The organism is Cellulomonas xylanilytica, from assembly GCF_007989805.1.
GTDB classification, from domain to species: Bacteria; Actinomycetota; Actinomycetes; order Actinomycetales; family Cellulomonadaceae; genus Cellulomonas; species Cellulomonas xylanilytica.
This window is the reverse complement of record NZ_BJUB01000009.1, coordinates 165,740-182,185: the sequence shown is the minus strand read 5'-3', so window position 1 is coordinate 182,185 and position 16,446 is coordinate 165,740. Positions and strand designations below refer to the sequence as shown.

The 16,446-nt window shown below is 73.4% G+C and carries 16 protein-coding genes; 6 read left to right on the top strand and 10 right to left on the bottom strand.

Translation table 11 applies throughout. The features are described from left to right. From CXY01_RS15035 to CXY01_RS20905, 3 genes are read left to right on the top strand one after another with little or no spacing between them, the layout of a single operon-like run. On the top strand, nt 1-717 hold the full coding sequence (locus CXY01_RS15035; protein ID WP_222594561.1) for a DUF5701 family protein: 717 nt from the start codon (nt 1-3) through the stop codon (nt 715-717). A 13-nt stretch (nt 718-730) separates the two neighbouring features. Next, on the top strand, nt 731-1,159 hold the full coding sequence (locus CXY01_RS15030; RefSeq protein WP_146928449.1) for a YdeI/OmpD-associated family protein: 429 nt from the start codon (nt 731-733) through the stop codon (nt 1,157-1,159). A gap of 46 nt (nt 1,160-1,205) precedes the next feature. Then, nucleotides 1,206-1,925 carry a hypothetical protein gene (locus CXY01_RS20905; protein ID WP_186813421.1) on the top strand — a complete coding sequence of 240 codons (720 nt, stop codon included), beginning with the start codon at nt 1,206-1,208 and terminating at the stop codon, nt 1,923-1,925. Nucleotides 1,926-1,929: 4 nt separating this feature from the next. On the opposite strand, the gene CXY01_RS15020 is transcribed toward CXY01_RS20905, so the two are convergent. The 3 genes from CXY01_RS15020 to CXY01_RS15010 form a co-directional block, all read right to left on the bottom strand. Further along, entirely contained in the window at nt 1,930-2,229 is a 300-nt protein-coding gene (locus CXY01_RS15020) for a hypothetical protein (protein ID WP_146928446.1), read from the bottom strand. Between the two features lie 73 nt (nt 2,230-2,302). Beyond that, nucleotides 2,303-3,298, bottom strand: coding sequence for an alpha/beta fold hydrolase (locus CXY01_RS15015; protein WP_146928443.1), 996 nt, complete (start codon nt 3,296-3,298; stop codon nt 2,303-2,305). A gap of 132 nt (nt 3,299-3,430) precedes the next feature. After that, nucleotides 3,431-5,713: a helix-turn-helix transcriptional regulator gene (locus tag CXY01_RS15010; RefSeq protein WP_146928440.1), complete on the bottom strand. Its 2,283-nt coding sequence runs from the start codon at nt 5,711-5,713 to the stop codon at nt 3,431-3,433. A gap of 217 nt (nt 5,714-5,930) precedes the next feature. Here CXY01_RS15010 and CXY01_RS15005 point away from each other — a divergent pair, with 217 nt between their 5' ends. Next, nucleotides 5,931-7,514, top strand: a complete 1,584-nt coding sequence (locus tag CXY01_RS15005; RefSeq protein ID WP_146928437.1) for a nitrilase-related carbon-nitrogen hydrolase — start codon at nt 5,931-5,933, stop codon at nt 7,512-7,514. Between the two features lie 7 nt (nt 7,515-7,521). On the opposite strand, the gene CXY01_RS15000 is transcribed toward CXY01_RS15005, so the two are convergent. Then, nucleotides 7,522-8,553 (bottom strand): RDD family protein, encoded by a 1,032-nt coding sequence (locus CXY01_RS15000; protein ID WP_186813420.1) that lies wholly within the window; start codon nt 8,551-8,553, stop codon nt 7,522-7,524. A gap of 84 nt (nt 8,554-8,637) precedes the next feature. On the opposite strand from CXY01_RS15000, the gene CXY01_RS14995 reads away from it, so the two are divergent. Then, nucleotides 8,638-9,816: an RtcB family protein gene (locus tag CXY01_RS14995; protein WP_146928430.1), complete on the top strand. Its 1,179-nt coding sequence runs from the start codon at nt 8,638-8,640 to the stop codon at nt 9,814-9,816. A 33-nt stretch (nt 9,817-9,849) separates the two neighbouring features. Here the strand turns inward: CXY01_RS14995 and CXY01_RS21215 are convergent, their stop codons facing one another. Beyond that, nucleotides 9,850-11,679: an eCIS core domain-containing protein gene (locus CXY01_RS21215; protein ID WP_186813419.1), complete on the bottom strand. Its 1,830-nt coding sequence runs from the start codon at nt 11,677-11,679 to the stop codon at nt 9,850-9,852. Between the two features lie 188 nt (nt 11,680-11,867). Further along, entirely contained in the window at nt 11,868-12,512 is a 645-nt protein-coding gene (locus CXY01_RS14985) for a DUF4203 domain-containing protein (RefSeq protein WP_146928424.1), read from the bottom strand. Nucleotides 12,513-12,628: 116 nt separating this feature from the next. On the opposite strand from CXY01_RS14985, the gene CXY01_RS14980 reads away from it, so the two are divergent. Then, on the top strand, nt 12,629-13,183 hold the full coding sequence (locus tag CXY01_RS14980) for a hypothetical protein (protein ID WP_146928421.1): 555 nt from the start codon (nt 12,629-12,631) through the stop codon (nt 13,181-13,183). 100 nt (nt 13,184-13,283) lie between these two features. On the opposite strand, the gene CXY01_RS14975 is transcribed toward CXY01_RS14980, so the two are convergent. The 4 genes from CXY01_RS14975 to CXY01_RS14960 all read right to left on the bottom strand — a co-directional run bounded on the left by CXY01_RS14975 (nt 13,284) and on the right by CXY01_RS14960 (nt 16,430). Further along, nucleotides 13,284-13,616: a YnfA family protein gene (locus CXY01_RS14975; RefSeq protein ID WP_146928418.1), complete on the bottom strand. Its 333-nt coding sequence runs from the start codon at nt 13,614-13,616 to the stop codon at nt 13,284-13,286. Nucleotides 13,617-13,671: 55 nt separating this feature from the next. Beyond that, nucleotides 13,672-13,965: a mercuric ion transporter MerT gene (gene merT / locus CXY01_RS14970; RefSeq protein WP_146928415.1), complete on the bottom strand. Its 294-nt coding sequence runs from the start codon at nt 13,963-13,965 to the stop codon at nt 13,672-13,674. A gap of 80 nt (nt 13,966-14,045) precedes the next feature. Continuing rightward, nucleotides 14,046-14,816, bottom strand: a complete 771-nt coding sequence (locus CXY01_RS14965) for a MerR family transcriptional regulator (RefSeq protein ID WP_146928412.1) — start codon at nt 14,814-14,816, stop codon at nt 14,046-14,048. A gap of 63 nt (nt 14,817-14,879) precedes the next feature. Continuing rightward, entirely contained in the window at nt 14,880-16,430 is a 1,551-nt protein-coding gene (locus CXY01_RS14960; RefSeq protein WP_371862778.1) for a SulP family inorganic anion transporter, read from the bottom strand. Nucleotides 16,431-16,446: the final 16 nt, after the last annotated feature.

Below are 16,446 nucleotides of genomic sequence, written 5' to 3'. Positions count from 1 at the left end.
GTGGGCGTCCCCGTCACCGCCGTCGACCCGCAGCTCCCGACCGTGACCGCGCCGGCCTCCGCCGCGGCGACGGCGTTCGACCCCGAGGCCGACGTGCGGGCCGAGCTCGACCGCCAGGTCACGGCGTACGTCGACCTGGGCGTCGCGGCGCTGCTCGATGAGGATCCCGCCGCGTTCCGCGCGCGGCTGGCACCGTTGGCGGAGGTGGCGGCGACGCCCACCGCACCGCCCGCCGTCGAGGGCGACGGCGTCCCGTTCGTCCTCGTGCTCCCCGGCCTGGACCTGAACGACCTGGCACCGGCGATGCGTCGCGGCTCGCGGCTCGGCGTCAGCGTGATCGACCGCGACGAGGCCCCGACGTACCGACCGGTCGCAGGGATCGACGTCCCCACGGTGCCGTACCTGCTCTGGGGCGTCGACACCGGGTCGGACCTCTGCGACGTGCGCCCCGAGGACGCCCTGGTGACGATCACGGGCCGCGGGCGCACACCGCTGACCATCGACGAGGGGGTGGCGCTCGTCGTGGTGCGCCCCGACATGCTCCGCCCGAACAAGTGCTTCTCGTTGCTGGCGTCGCGCACCGGGACCAACCAGCGGGTGCCCGCGGTGTGGATCAGCGAGCGGCGCGCGAAGCTCGGCTGGTGCTGGGACCGCAACCCGCACACGTGGCTCGGCGCCGCGTCCGCCGCGGACCGGCTCGTCCGGCCCGATGCGTGACTAGGGTGCGAGCATGCGCTTCCGCAGCACGATCCAGCTGAGCGGCAAGTCCGCCACGGGCATCCCCGTCCCTCCGGAGGCGGTCGCGGCGATGGACCGCGGGGCGCGGTTCCCGGTCGTCGTGACCATCAACGGCCACTCCTACCGGAGCACGGTCACGCCGTACAGGGGCGAGACGATGCTCCCGCTGAGCGCGGAGAACCGGGCGGCCGCCGGGGTGGAGGCCGGTCAGGAGGTCGACGTCGACATCGAGCACGACGACGCCCCGCGCACGGTCGAGGTCCCCGACGACTTCGCGGCTGCGCTCAGCGCTCCCGCGCGAGCGGCGTTCGACGCCCTCTCGTTCAGCCGGCAGCGCGCGATCGTCGAGCCGATCGAGGCGGCGAAGACGCCGGAGACCCGCGAGCGCCGGATCGCGAAGGCCGTCACCGACCTCGGCTGACGCTTCTCGACGAGCGGCCGGCGGCCACCGCCACTACCGTCCCGGGATGCGCAGACTCGTCCTCGCCGCCCTGGTCACCGCGGTCCTGGCGCTCTCCACGGGATGCTCGTCGTGGCCCTTCGACCCGAACCCGCGCCCGGACGACGGCGTCGGCGTCGACCAGCAGGACGACGACCGTGAGGAGCCGGTCACCGTCGACCGCGGGTCGGCGGACGACGCGTCGCTCTCCCTGACGGGGGACGCCTCGTCGATCACGCTCGGCACGGACGCCGCAGCGGGCGACCTGCTCGAGGTCAGCGCGACCGCCCCGGACTCGCGGCCGGGGGCGGAGCAGTCCGACGGCACGCACGTCGTCGCGCTGGACGGCGGTGCCGCGATCGTCCGGCTGGCCGAGGACGTCGCGTGGGACGTCGACCTGGCCGCGGGCGCCGACACGGTGGACGCCGACCTGAGCGCCACCCGGGTGACGGGCATCGTGCTCGACGGTGGCGCGCGCAGCATCGAGCTGACGCTGCCCCGTCCCGACGGGGACGTCCCGCTCGAGCAGCGCGCCGGCGCCGACCAGCTGGTGATCCATCTGCCGGACGGTGTCGGTGCACGCGTGACGGTCACGTCGGGCGCCGGCGGTGCGCAGATCGACGGGGAGTCCACGCAGGGGATCGGCTCGGGCACGGTGCTCACCACCGACGGCTTCGACGAGAGCGACGACCACTACGAGATCACCGTCGCGGGTGGCCTGGGGAACCTCACGATCGACCGGGTCTGACCCGTCAGGTCTGCGCGCGCACCGGGTACCACCGGGACCCGAACCGGCGGGTCACGCTGCGTCCGCTGATGTCCGCCAGCTCGTCGAGCCGGGCCAGCACCGCCCACCCGACGCGGCGGGCGGTCTGGTCGTCGTCGGCCTGGAACCGCACGGTCACGCGCGCCTGACCGCGCACCACGGCGACGTCGTGCGCCTCGACGGTGGTGAGGGCCTCGGCGACGGCGACGGCCTGCGGCAGCACGTCGGGCGCGGCGACGCCGGGCTGGAGCAGGCCGATCGCGGCGGTGACCCGGTACGAGGGCATCGTCGTCAGCTCGTGATCTCGGCCCCGCCCAGGATGGCGGTGACGTGCACGGGAGGGCGACGGTCCATGCGCGTCACCGTAGCGGGGTGCGGTGACGCTGGTCAGTCCCTGGGCTCGGGTGCGGCCGGCGCGGCGTCAGCCACTGCAGCATCCGTTCGGCGACCGCGCCGGGGTCCTCCAAGTGCGGGAGGTGCCCCACGCCGGGGAGTGCGGCGAAGTCCCAGTCGGGTCGAGATGCGGCCAGGGCGCGGGCGGGTTCGACCGCCGCGAGGGGATCGTCCGTCCCGTGCAGCCACAGGGCGGGCGCCGGCACGGCCGCGATCGTCGAGCGCCACCGGCCGGCGTGCATCAGCAACGAGACCACGGCGAGGGTCTGGTCCCACTGGGCGGCGGCGGCTCGGCCGGCATCGGGGAGGGCCGCCCGGCGTGCTGCTTCCACGATCGAGGCGTCGACGGCGCGGGCCGGGATCCGCCGCACGTGCGGGGTGGCCCGGGTCAGCTGCTCCTGGACGAGCTCGGCCGGGGTCCGCCGGGCGGCCAGGTGGCGAACCACCGCCGCGGTACCGGGCGCACGCAGGAGGGCCAGCTTCCCCGCCAGGCGGAGGTCCACCGACCAGCGGGTCCGACGAGGCACCGGGGGGCTGAGAAGCACCAGTCGGTCGACCTGCCGGGGTGTCGCCTCGGCGTGCAGGACCGCCATGATCCCTCCGATCGAGTGTCCGACGAGCGTCACCGGTGCACCCACGACCTCGTCGGCGAACCGCTCGATGACGCGCAGCTGTGCCGCCACGGCCTGGTCAGCCCCGCCGACGGGACCGGGTCCGCTCCCGCCGTGCCCGAGCAGATCCAGGGCCAGCACCCGATGGGTCGCGACGAGGCCGGGGGCGAGCACCGCCCAGTTCAGCGCCGACCCGCCGAGGCCGTGCAGGCAGAGCAGCACCGGTGCGCCGGACGGACCGCCGAGGTCGCGGTACTGCACGCGACCGTCGAGGTCGACGTGACGGGCGGCGCCGCCGAAGGCTGCGGACGGCGACGGCGACGGTGACGGTTCGGGCAGGTGTCGATCCATGGGAGCTCCCCCGGACGGCGCGGTCCCACGGAACGGGGACCTGGTTGGTGTGCGGACGCGTGCAGCGTCCACGCCGTCGGGGTGACGCCGGACCACCCCGGGGACGCCCACCCCGGGGTGGTCCGCCACGGGTCAGCAGAGACCCAGCTCCCGCCCGACCGCGACCGCCTCCGACCGGGAGACGACGTCGAGCTTGCGGTAGAGGCTCTTGGTGTACCCCTTCACGGTGTTGATGGACAGGTGCAGCTCGCGCCCGATCTCCCGCTGGCTGAGCGGTCCGCGCAGAGCCCGGAGCACCGACAGCTCCCGGTCGGTCAGCTGCTCCCCGAGCACGCGCCGGGCACCGTCGGCGGCGCTCCGTCCGGCACGGGCCTCGGCGACCTCGAGGCGGGCCGACGCGACCGGCACCGCAGGCCCGTCGGCCAGAGCGGCCCGCGCCCGCTCGATGGCGCCGCGGGCCGTCCGCTCGTCTCCGTGCTCCACCTCGACGACGGCGAGCGTGGCGAGCACGAGCGACGCGAGAGCCGGGTGGGCGTGCACGGCGACCAGGTCACCCGCGCGCCGGAGCTCCAGGAGGGCGGGCCCGGGTCGGCCGCTCTCCAGGTGCAGCTGCCCGACGGCCGCGTGGAGGAGCCCGACACCCGGTGCGGCGGCATCCCCGAGCGCGCGCTCCGTCGCCTGCGCCTCCGCGCCGGTCGAGGTCAGGAGGTTCCGGAGCCGGGCCTGCTGCCCAGGATCCAGGTCGCTTCCGGGCCAGTCCCCGGCGGGCTGTGCCAACGCCCAGGCCAGCAGACCCGCGACCTCCAGCCGCGACACCGCGGGGAGCAGCGCGGTGACCGGCGAACGCCAGGCATCGTCCAGCGGGTCCAGCGCCGCGACCGTGTCGCCCACTGCGAGCAGTGCACCGCCGAGCGCCACCCGGGCGACGACCCAGCCCGGCAGGGTGCGGTCGGTCTCCAGCGCGACCGCCGCACGGGCGTCGGCCAACGCAGCGTCGGGGTCGCCCGCCCCGTACACCGACCGCAACGCGGCCGCAGCACCGCGCAGGGAGACGAAGCCGGGGGACGACTCACCCTCGGGTCCGACGGCGGCGAGCTCGAGGAACCGGGGCACGCGGTGGAGCTGACCCGTGGAACCCGCCGCCCACGCCAGGGACAACGCCAGCGCGGGCGATCGGGCGGCCATGTCCTCACCCAGCTGCTCACCGAGCTGGAGGTACGTGCCGACGGCGCCGACCCGGAGGAACTCCGCGCCGCTCGAGGACAGCAGACGGGCGGCGCCGGCCCGGTCGCCGGACTCGAGGAGCGCTCGGACGGCCTCCTCGACGAAACCCTGTGCCACGTACCAGTCGCCGGCCCGGCGTTGCAGCTGCACGGCGCGCCCGCGGTCGCAGAGCTGCTGCAGCAGCGCCGCCCGGAAGAGCGGGTGGTACTGGTACCACTCGCGGTCCTCGTCGATGACGGTCGTGAACAGCCCGGCCCTGTCGAGGTCCGTCAGGAGCTCGGCGGAGCCGTCACGCTCCAGCACCCAGTCGCACAGGGCCCCACTCATCTTCGCCAGAGCGGCGCTCTGCAGGAGGAACGCTCGTCGTTCCTCGCTCTGGCCGGCGAGCACCTCGCTCAGGAGGTAGTCCACTGCGTGGTGCACGCCGGATCGCATCGCCACCCCGTCGCGACCTCGGCGGTCGCGCAACGACAGGGCCTCGAGCACGAGCCCCACGGCCCAGCCCTGCGTCGCGGCCAGGATCTCATTCAGCGCCGTGGGCGGTGCCGACCGCGTGACGCCCGCGATCAGCGTGGAGGCCTCATCCCGGGTGAACCGCAGGTCGTCGGGACCCAGCTCCGCCAGACGCCCGCGCGCCCGCAGGCGCGCCACGGGCAACGGGGGCTCGCCGCGGCTGGCGATGAGAACACGCAGACCGGCGGGGAGGTAGTCCAGGAACAGCTCGAGGCCCTCGTGGATCTGGCGAGCGCCCAGCTCGTGGAGGTCGTCGAGGACCAGCGCGTGGCGGTCGGTGAGGCTCGCCAGGGCGTTGAGCAGCTCCGGCACGGCGGCGTCCAACGGATCCACCTGCGGCACGGCCAGCGCCGCCAACGCCCTCTCGGACGCCGCGGGGACGACCGGCCGCAGGGCAGTCGCGACGTACGTCCAGAAGCGCGACGGCTCGTCGTCGGCGTGATCGAAGCTGACCCACGCGGTGCTCGCCACCGTCGACGTGGTCGAGGCCCACGAGCTCAGCAACGTGGACTTGCCCCATCCCGCCCCGGCCGCGACCACCGTGACCGGGACGTCGGCAGACGCGTCGAGCAGCTCCAGCAACCGCACCCGCTGCAGGAGAGCGGCGGGCGCAGCCGGCCGGACGAGCTTGCCCGCCAGCAGAGGGCTCCGCGCGGACCCGTGCAGCTGATCACTCATGGAGGCCTCCGTCGGACGCACGATGCCGGACCAGCAGGCCGGGCTGCGGCGCTGCGACGCGACCATCGTCCCGCACGGCACCGGCGACGGTTCGAGACGCCTCCACCCCACCCGGGGTGTGCTGCGCGCAGGGTGGTGCGGACCGGCCCGGGGCACCGCGAGGGTGCGAACCACGCGAGGAGTCCCGACCTCCTCCACCGGAAACCGAGGAGACGTCATGGCCACCCAGACCGCCGACGCAGTCGCGCCACCCTCCGCACCTCGCACCGACCGACGCGCACCCGTGTCCCGCGCCGTCCGACGGTGGTCGTGGGTGTGGCTGCTCGTCGGCACCGCGATGCTGCCCTTCGCCAGCTTCCAGACCCTCGTCCCGTTGACGGCGTGGCTGGCCCCGGTGTTCCTGCTGCGGTTCAGCCGCAGCCAACGACCCGTCGTGGGGCTGCCCGTGCTGGTCGTCGCGATCTCGTGCGCCTTGCTGCTGGGGCTGCGCAGCGGGTTCTTCCCCGTCGTCGACGGAGCCGGCTACTACCTGTTCGTCCTCACCCTCGCGGTCGGCGGCGCCGTGCCGTTCGCCGTCGATCGGCTCGTGGCGCCGCGGCTGGGCGGGATCCCCCGCACGCTGGTGTTCCCGGCGGCGGTGACGACCGCGGAGCTGCTCGGCACGCTGGGCAACCCGTTCGGCACCGCGGGGAGCGCGGCGTACTCGCAGTACGGGTCGCTGCCGCTCCTGCAGGTGGTGTCGATCACCGGGATCTGGGGTCTGACGTTCCTGGTCAGCTGGCTCGCCCCGGTCGTCAACCAGCTCTGGGAGCGGGGCTGGTCGGGGCGCGGAGTCAAGGCCCCGGTCTTCCTGCTCGTGGCCGTCACCGCCGCCGCCCTGCTGTTCGGCGGTGCGCAGCTCGCCTTCGCGTCACCGAGGAGCGAGACCGTGCGGGTGGCAGCGCTGGCACCGGACCGGGAGCTGGTCGACCTCGCGTACTCGGCCCCTGACATCCGCTCCGGTGACCGGTCACGACGTGCCGCGGTGAGCGAGGAGTACTTCGCCCCCGTGCTCGACGACCTCTTCGAGAGGTCGGAACGCGAGGCCGTCGCGGGCGCGAAGATCATCGCGTGGTCCGAGGCGCCGGCACGGACGCTCCAGGAGGAGCAGGAGGACGTGGTGGCCCGCGCCGGCCGGCTCGCCCGCGAGCACGGCGTGTACGTGCAGGTCTCGATGATGGTGCAGCTGCCTGCCGACCCCGGTGCCGACGGCGACGGCGCGGTCAACGAGAACCACGCGGTGCTGCTGGACCCCCGGGGCGACGTCGTCTGGGACTACCTGAAGTCCAAGCCTGTCCCCGGGGACGGGCACACGGCGGGTCCGGGCGTGATCCCCAGCGTCAACACGCCCTACGGACGGCTGGCCACGATCATCTGCCAGGACGACTTCTTCCCGGCGCTCGTGCGCCAGGCGGGTCAGGCGGACGTGGACATCCTTCTCGTGCCGTCCAGCGACTGGGAGAGCATCGCGGCCTGGCACGGCCAGCAGGCGCCGTTCCGTGCCGTCGAGAACGGGGTGGCACTCGTGCGGCCCACCCGGCAGGGCGTGTCGCTGGCCACGGACGGGCAGGGCCGGCTGCTCGGGCACAAGAGCGACTACTTCGTGGCCGACGACCAGACCCTGGTGGTGGCGGTGCCGACGCAGGGGTACGACACCTGGTACGCCTCGCTCGGGGACGGTTTCGCCTACCTCACCGCGGCCGGGCTCCTGGTCCTTACCGGTGCAGCGTTCCGACCCGGACGCCGTCCGCAGGACCGATGAGGTCAGGTCAGCCCAGGTGGACGCTGTCCCAGTCCCCCTGGCTCACGGTGCACGACGCGACGAGGACGCCGTCGGCGACGAGCCGGGACTCGACCGTCCAGTCCCGGCCGCCGGCCGACAGGTCGAACGGCGTGATCCGCATCGGGTCGAGCACGGCGGGGCTGTCGAAGGGCAGCTCCTGCTCGATGACGGAGACCACCTCGCCGTCGGCGTCCAGGAGGTCGATCTCGTGGGTGCGACGGGTCGCCCCCAGGTCGGCGTCGACCCAGGTCCACGTGATGCTCAGCGCCGTCTGCGCGGGCTCCACGCTGGACCGGGTCACCCACAGCCGCCGATCGAGGAAGGTCTGGACGTGCCGGGTGGAGTCGACCGACGCGGTCACCGACTCGACCCCCGCGACGCACGGGACGTCGGTCTCCTGCTCGGACCCGGCCGAGGTCTGCGTCGACGAGAAGGCGACACCGAGCACGCAGAGCCCGAGGGCGGCGACGCTCACCACGGTCGAGCCCACGGCGGACGGCTCGCGCCGGAACCGGGCGAACCACGGGTGCGCCGGGGGCTCGCGGGTCTGGACGGCCAGCGTCCCGACGAGGGAGTCTGCGAACGTCTGCTTGCGTGGGCTCCAGAGGGGGCGGAGATAGCCGATGAAGAGGATCGCATCGAGCAGGTGCGCGACCACCCGCGCCGCCGAGGCCAGGAACCCGATCGGCAGGCCGTCGGAGGCCCGCACGACCGCGACGCCCGCCACGCGCTTCCCGGGGGTCGCGCCGGTCCAGCCCTGCACCGCGAGCATCGCGAGCAGGAGCCCGACCAGCCAAGGGCTCGTGGACCACGCGACGGGGTCGTCGGGGGTCGGGCCGAGGTCGAACGTCGGCGTCAGCGACGGCTCCGACGAGCGTGTCCCCAGGACGATCCACGTCGCCCCGCTCAGGATCGCCCCGTCGAGGAGAGCCGCGATCACGCGGCGGGTCCAGGAGGCGAGCGGTGGGCCGTCGGCCGGCGTGGCGAGGTCCGTGGGCACCACCGCCGTGTCGGTCACGGGCAGATCGTGGCATCCCGGGAGGTTCGGTGTCCCGGGAATGACGGCGACGTCGCACGCCCGGCCGTGCCAGGCTCCCGCCTCATGACACGCGAGCACCTCAGCCCGCGGCTGATCAGCTGGGCCTCGATCCTCGAGGAGAACACGCGCGCCCAGGCAGTCGCGACGTCCACCCTGCCCTTCATCTACCCGCACCTGGCCCTCATGCCCGACGCCCACCTGGGCAAGGGCGCGACCGTCGGCAGCGTCATCCCGACGCTCGGCGCGATCATCCCCGCCGCCGTCGGTGTCGACATCGGCTGCGGCATGATCGCCGTGCGGACGCAGTGGACGGCCGAGCAGGTGCGCGGTCGGGGCTCGCTCGGGACGCTGCGACGGGCCATCGAGAAGGCGGTGCCGCTGTCGGCGGGCGGCGTGAACCGGCGCCTCACGACGACGGCGGCCGCTCGCGTCGAGACGCTGGAGGCGGAGGCGACGGCCGCGGGGTTCGACCCGGGTGCCGACGCCGCGCGCTGGCAGCTGCAGCTGGGCTCGCTCGGGTCCGGGAACCACTTCATCGAGGTCACGGTCGACGAGACGGGCGCGGTGTGGCTGTTCCTGCACTCCGGGAGCCGCGGTGTGGGCAACCGGATCGCGCAGCGCCACATCAGGGTCGCGGCGGACATCTGCCGGCGGGCGCACGTCGAGCTGCCCGACCGCGACCTCGCCTACCTGGTGGAGGACTCCGACGAGTTCTGGACCTACATCCGCGAGCTGCGGTGGGCCCAGGACTACGCCCTGCTCAACCGCGAGGAGATGATGGACCGCGTCGTCGACGCCATCTCCGAGCACATGGGCGAGCCCGTCGCCGAGGCCGAGCGCGTCAACTGCCACCACAACTTCACGGAGCAGGAGACGCACTTCGGCAAGCAGGTCTGGGTGTCCCGCAAGGGCGCGATCAAGGCCGACGTCGGTGACGCCGGGCTGATCCCGGGGTCGATGGGCACCGCGTCGTACGTCGTGACCGGCAAGGGCGACCCGCTGTCGCTGAACTCGTCGCCGCACGGCGCGGGACGCAACCACTCGCGCTCGGCGGCCCGTCGGCTGTTCACGCACGAGCAGCTGCGCGAGGCCATGGCCGGCATCGAGTACCGCGACACGGACGCGTTCATCGACGAGATCCCGGCGGCCTACAAGGACATCGATCAGGTCATGGCCGACGCCGCCGACCTGGTCGAGGTCCGCCACGTCCTGCACCAGATCGTCAACGTGAAGGGCGACTGACCCCGACGGCCCGGATCCTCGGGTCCGGGCCGTCTACGGGGTCGCCGGGTTGCAGTAGACGTCGAAGCAGTCGTTGGTCCACCGGTCGATGTTCACGTCGCCCTGCAGGTGCGGCTTGATGATGACGTGCAGCGCGACCATCGCCGTGCCCTCGGGGAGCGCCCCGGCGTTCTGCGGGTAGTCGTAGACCTCCCCGTCGATGAGGACGTGACGCGTGTCGCGCAGGGTCCCGCTCCGGCCGACGATGCTCCCGCGCAGCTGCTCCAGCCGGGTGTGCGCCTTGAACTTGCTCAACGTGATCGACGAGCTCGCTCCCGGGTCTATGCCCACGGACCTCAGCCAGCGTCGCTGGGCGGCGGTGACCGCCTCCGACTGCTCCGAGTCGAAGGTGTAGTCCCCGAAGTCGACCATCCCCTTCTTCTCGAGGTAGTCGGAGATCACGTCGTTGTCGAGCATCTCGTCGGCGGAGGACCCGATGAGCGACGCCATCCAGCGCGTCCAGAGCTGGTCCTCGATCACGGCCGGGTCGTCGAGCCGCACCGCGAGCGCCTGGTTCTTCAGCGAGGCCACCCGGTTCCTCGTCGCCTCGATGGACGGCATGGCGGCCACGCCCAGGGTGTCGACGAGCTGGAGCACCTCGGTCCGGCGCTCCACGTCGGCGACCGTGACCGGCAGCGTGTCACCGGCGCGCAGCTGCGCCGCGGTCGCCGACAGCTGGCTGGCCGCTTGGCCGACCTCGTGCTGGGAGCTGCCGGCCGCGCCCCACGCGGGCACGGCGTCGATCATCGTCCCGAGCGCGCCGAGCACGGTGGCGAACTTGTCGGTCGTGCTCGGTCCGGCCAGACCCGCGGACTCGGACGGCCGCCCCTCGGCCGTCCCGACCGCACCGATCGCCGCACCCGTCGCCATCTCCGCGACCTCGCCGCCCGCCGCGTTGACGGCCTGGCCGAGGAGGGCGGGCGTCGCCGCGCGCGCCGACGCCAGGACGATGCCCGCGCGGGTCAGCCCGGCCGACGTGGAGGCCACGAGGCCTCGGGCGACCGCCATCGCGCCGGCGGTCACGAGAGCCTCGGGCAGCAGCACCGTCAGCAGGGCGGCGACGAGGATGCCCTGGACCGCGTCGCTCACGCTCTGGTCGAACTCGTACTCCGCGTCGGCGTCATGCAGGACCCCCGTGAACGCGTCGTGGGCCGTCCGGTAGTTCGCGGCCACCAGCAGCAGGTGGTCCTTGGCGGCCTGGAGATCTCGGATGCAGTCGTCGGACGCCGTCAGGATCGACGTGCCGCGCGCACCGGAGGCGGCCGCGACGCCGGCCAGGCGGGTCTCGAGCTGGCGCAGCGTCGCCTCGTCGGCGGCGGTGAGCCCCCCGGAGCGCAGCACCAGCCTCGCCGCGGTGCCGCCCAGCAGTCGTTCGACGGCACGGTTGCCGGCACCGCCGTGCAGCTCCGGCGACGCCGCGAGCGCGGCGGGCGGGGCCGTCTGCTGGGCGACGTGCGTGATCTCGTGCGCCATCAGGTGCAGGTCCCCGGGCGACTCGCCCGCACCGAGGAAGACGTCGGACCCGACGGTGAAGGCGCGGGCACCGAGCTCGCGCGCAGCCGATGCGGCCCGCGCGTCCCGATGGACCCGCGTCTCGGACGGATCGACGGCCAGGTGCGGAGCCACGGCCGCCGCGACGTCGGCCCGGACGGGCTCCCCCGACCCCGGGGCCTGCAGCAGCGACACCACCGCGGCCGACACGTCCACGTCCGCGCCGGCTGCGACCTCCCGGTCGTCCGTGGCCGCGGGTCTCGTCCGGACGGCGGCGACCCGGGTCGCGGTCCGCTCGGCCTCGCGCTCCAGCGGGTCGTCGGGACGCGTCACCTGGACGAGTCGTCCGATGGCGCGGTTCGACCCGGCGGTACGCCGCGGAGCCTGGCGCGGTGGCGGGGCATGCACGGGACCGGCCTCCCGGACCGCCGGGTCCATGGTGCGCATCGACAGCCCCCGTCCGTGTCGAGTGCTCCCAGGCTGGCACAGGCCACGCCCGGGCCGACACCCCCGGACGGGAATCAGGCGGTGCGGCTCTGCGCGTACCAGGCCTCGTTGATGGTGCGGCGCGCCTCGGCCCGCTGCCGGGTCTGTGCGACGAAGCCGATGATGGCGAGCACCACGAGCAGCACCCACCAGCCCCAGCCCGCGTCGAGCGCGCTGCTGAAGCTGCCCTCCGTGAGGTCGGCGGAGTCGAGGGTGCCCAGGAGCAGCATCAGGCCGGCGACGACGCTGACCGCCCCGGCGAGGGAGCTCGCCACCGCGAGCACGACCATCGGCATGTTCCCGGCGACCGCCACGATCCCGAACACCGCACCGACGGCCACGCCCACGAGCACCGCGACCCAGGTCCAGTCGATCCCGAGGGCCACCACCACGCCGGCGCCGATCGCGTAGCCGAACGCAGCCATGGCGAGGATCACGGCCACCGCGTAGTAGAGGTAGGCGAGCACCGCGAAGATCAGCCCGACGACCAGGCCGGAGACCCAGCCGAGCGCGGTGCCGAGGAAGCTCTCGTTCGCCAGCTCGGCGAACACCCCCGCGCCCACGGCGAACCCGGTGAAGAAGCCCCAGATGGGCAGGACGAGCCGGAGCACGAACTGCCCCGCGAAGAGCATCACGCCCCCGGCGACGATCGCGAGGATGCCCAGCAAGATGTCCGCCATGTGTGCAATGTAGGACCTTCCGCCCGCGTTGTGTCCCGTGACACGGCCGAACCGGCGACGGACGGACCCGATAGCGTCCTGGTGCATTCTTCCCAGCCCGTCATCAGGAGATCCGTATGTCACACAGCGACCCGACCCCGCACCAGCCCGACACCAGCGACGCCGGGTCGTCGATGCCCGTCGCGCCGCAGTACCGCGCCGAGCCCGTCGCCGCTGCTGCGTCCGTCGAGCGGCCGTCGTCCGTCACCCGGGCCGTGCAGCTCATGTACGTGGGCGCCGCGCTGAGCGTCGTCGGGATCATCGTCGCGTGGACCACGAGGAGCGAGCTGCGCGAGCAGGTTGCGGCGATGACCCCCTCGCTCGACGCGGACGGCGTCGAGTCCGCGGTCACGATCTCGCTGATGTTCGCCACCGTGATCGGCGTGATCGGCGTGGGCCTGTGGCTCTGGATGGCCGCCGCGAACGGTGCCGGCAAGTCCTGGGCCCGGGTCGTCGCCACGGTCCTGGGTGGGCTGGGCGTGCTGAGCGCCGTCTTCAGCCTCATGAGCGGCACGGGGATCACGATCGCGTCGCAGCTGCTGTCGCTCGTGCTCGCCGTCGCCATCCTGGTGCTCCTGTGGCGCCCGGCGTCCTCCGCGTACTTCCAGGCCCGGTCCGCGCGCCAGGTCTGACTCCCCGTCGGCTCGTCACCCCAGGACCGCGCGAGGCGGTCCTGGGGTCAGGCCGCGCGTCGATCGGCGACCGGCACCGCCTCGGTCGTGAAGGTCCAGGTCAGGTGCGGGGTGCGTACATGATGACGGCGACGCCGAGCAGGCAGATGGCGGCCCCGATGATGTCCCAGCGGTCGGGCTGGAACTTGTCGACGGCCATGCCCCAGGCCAGGGAGCCGGCCACGAAGATCCCGCCGTACGCGGCCAGGATGCGGCCGAAGCTCGCGTCCGGCTGCAGGGTGGCGATGAACCCGTAGGCGCCGAGGGCAACCACGCCGGCCCCGATCCAGAGCACGCCGCGGTGCTCGCGCACGCCCTGCCAGATGAGCCACGCGCCACCGATCTCGGCGACGGCCGCGACGGCGAACAGGAGCAGGGAGCGCAGCACGGTCATGGGAGCAGTGTCTCGCGAGTCACCTCACGGCCACGGGGCGCTCCATCGGCGGACCTCAGCAACCGCCACCGCACCCGCAGCCGGTGCTGGAGGCGGCCGCCACCTGTGCAGCGCGACGGCGGCGCAGCCACAGCGCGGTCCCGACGAGGGCGCCGACGAGCGCGACGACGCCGAGGGCGACGACCTCCCCGCCTGCCAGGAACGCCCCCACTCCGGCGACCACCCCGCCGGCCGCGATCAGCGGCAGGGAGCACGCGACGGCACAGGCCACCGCGATACCGGTCCCGACCAGGGCGCCCCTCCTCCTGCCGGTGGTCGTTGCGTCGTCGCGGGCGCTCGGGATGCTCATGTCTCTCCTTGAGGGTTCTCGGGCAGAGCGGATCGTGGCCGGACCCGCGCTGGGGCCGGTCGAGGGTTGAGGGTGCGGGTCTAGGCAGCGGTGCCGAACATCGCCGCGACGACGTCGGCGGCGCTGTCGGGTGCCTGCACCTCGAGGCGGACCTGGCCGGTGGTCATCGTCAGGGTGAAGGTGAAGAAGGTGCAGCAGTCCTGCTCGGCGGCGGCGAGGCGTGCCAGCTCCGCGACGAGCTCGGGCGACGCCACGAACTGCAGGGCGACTCCGCCCGTGATCGGTTCACGGCTCACGGCCCGGGCGACCAGCGCCTGCCAGTCGGCGACGCGGTCCGGCACCGATCCGGCGTCCAACGAGCACGCGATCACGTGGGCACCCGGCTCAGCGACGACCGGACCACGCGTCAGCGGGACGAAGGTTCGCCGGTCGGCCAGCGGCGCGGGCGCCGCGGTCGCGCACGGGCAGCCGTCCCCGCAGGGACCCGACGTCGGTGCGTCCGCGAGCCGTGCGGAGACCGTCTGCAGCTGGGCGGCCAGCGCGACCAGCTCACCGATGCGGGTCTGGGTCTCCGCCAGGCGGCGGGCCACCATCTCCACCACCTGGTGCGCGACGGTCGAGCAGTCCTCGACGTCGTATGCCTTCGCCAGCTCCGCGACGTCGGTCAGCGGGATGCCGAGGTTCTTGGTGGCGGTGATGAACCGCAGCCGCGCGAGGTCGGCGTCGTCGTAGGACCGATAGCCGTTGCCGCCGCGGGCGGGCTGCGCGATCAGCCCGATGTCCTCGTAGTAGCGCAACGTCGTGGCCGGGACCCCGACCAGCTCGGCGACCTCTGCGATCCGGTAGCTCATGCCGCGACCGTAGACCTTCGACCCGGGTCGAAGGTCAAGAGCCGTCAGCCGTCCACGCCGGGGTCAGTGACCGGCGCCGAGGTTCCCGGCGAGGCGGTCGTGCCGCTCGGTGCTGTCGGGGTTCATCCCGACGATGGTCACCGTCTTGCCCTTCGTCGCGTACTTGTGACGGATCGCGTCGAGGGTCGCCACGGTGGAGGCGTCCCAGACGTGCGCGTCGGTCATGTCGATGACGACGTCGTGGGGGTCGCCGGCGTAGTCGAACTGGTAGACGAGGTCGTTGGAGGAGGCGAAGAACAGCTCGCCCCGGACGGCGTAGACGCGCTGTCCGTCGTCGTCGCTGGCGTCCAGGCGGGTGATGCTGGTGAGGTGCGCGACCCGGCGGGCGAACAGGACGGTGGCCACGAGCACACCGACGATGACGCCGTACGCGAGGTTGTGCGTCGCGACGGTGACGGCGACCGTCACGAGCATCACGGCGGTCTCGGACTTCGGCATCCGGCGCAGGGTCCGCGGGTCGATCGAGTGCCAGTCCAGTGTCCCGACGGAGACCATCACCATGACGGCGACCAGGGCAGCCATCGGGATGATCGCGACCACGTCGCCCAGGCCGACCACGAGCACGAGCAGGAGCACGCCCGCGAGGAACGTGGAGATGCGGGTGCGCGCCCCCGAGACCTTCACGTTGATCATGGTCTGGCCGATCATGGCGCAGCCGCCCATGCCGCCGAAGAACCCGGTGATGACGTTGGCGGCGCCCTGCCCCCAGGCCTCGCGCGTCTTGTTCGAGTGCGTGTCGGTGACGTCGTCGACGAGCTTGGCGGTCAGCAGCGACTCGAGGATGCCGACGAGGGCCAGCGCGAGGGCGAACGGGGCGACGATGCGCAGGGTCTCCAGCGTCAGCGGCACGTCGGGGAGCAGGAGCGTCGGCAGCGACTCGGGCAGCTCACCCTCGTCACCGACGGTCGGGACGTTGATCGCTGCCAGGACCGTCGCCGCGGTCAGCAGGACGATCGCGACCAGCGGTGCCGGCACGACGGTCGTCCAGCGCGGCAGCAGGACCATGATCGCGATGCCGACAGCGACGAGCGGGTAGACGGCCCACGGCACGTCGACCAGGTGCGGCAGCTGGGACAGGAAGATCAGGATGGCGAGGGCGTTGACGAAGCCGACCATGACGGACCGCGGGATGAAGCGCATGAGCTTGGCGATCCCCAGCACGCCGAGCGCGACCTGGATGAGCCCGCCGAGGATGACCGTCGCGATGAGGTAGTCGACGCCGTACTCACGAGCCACCGGTGCGACGACGAGGGCGACGGCACCGGTCGCGGCGGAGATCATCGCGGGGCGCCCGCCCAGGAACGCGATGGCCACGGCCATCGTGAACGAGGCGAACAGGCCGATGCGCGGGTCGACGCCGGCGATGATCGAGAACGCGATCGCCTCGGGGATCAGCGCGAGCGCGACGACGAGCCCTGCCAGCACCTCGGTCTTGAGCCGGCGCGGTGAGCGCAGCGCGTCGCGCACGGAGTTGGTCTCGTCAGCCTCCGGGGCGCCGGCGGCGGGCCGCGGTGTCTCGGCCGGGTCGGGCAGGCGCTCGGGCAGGTGGGTCACGCAGTGTTCCGATCGC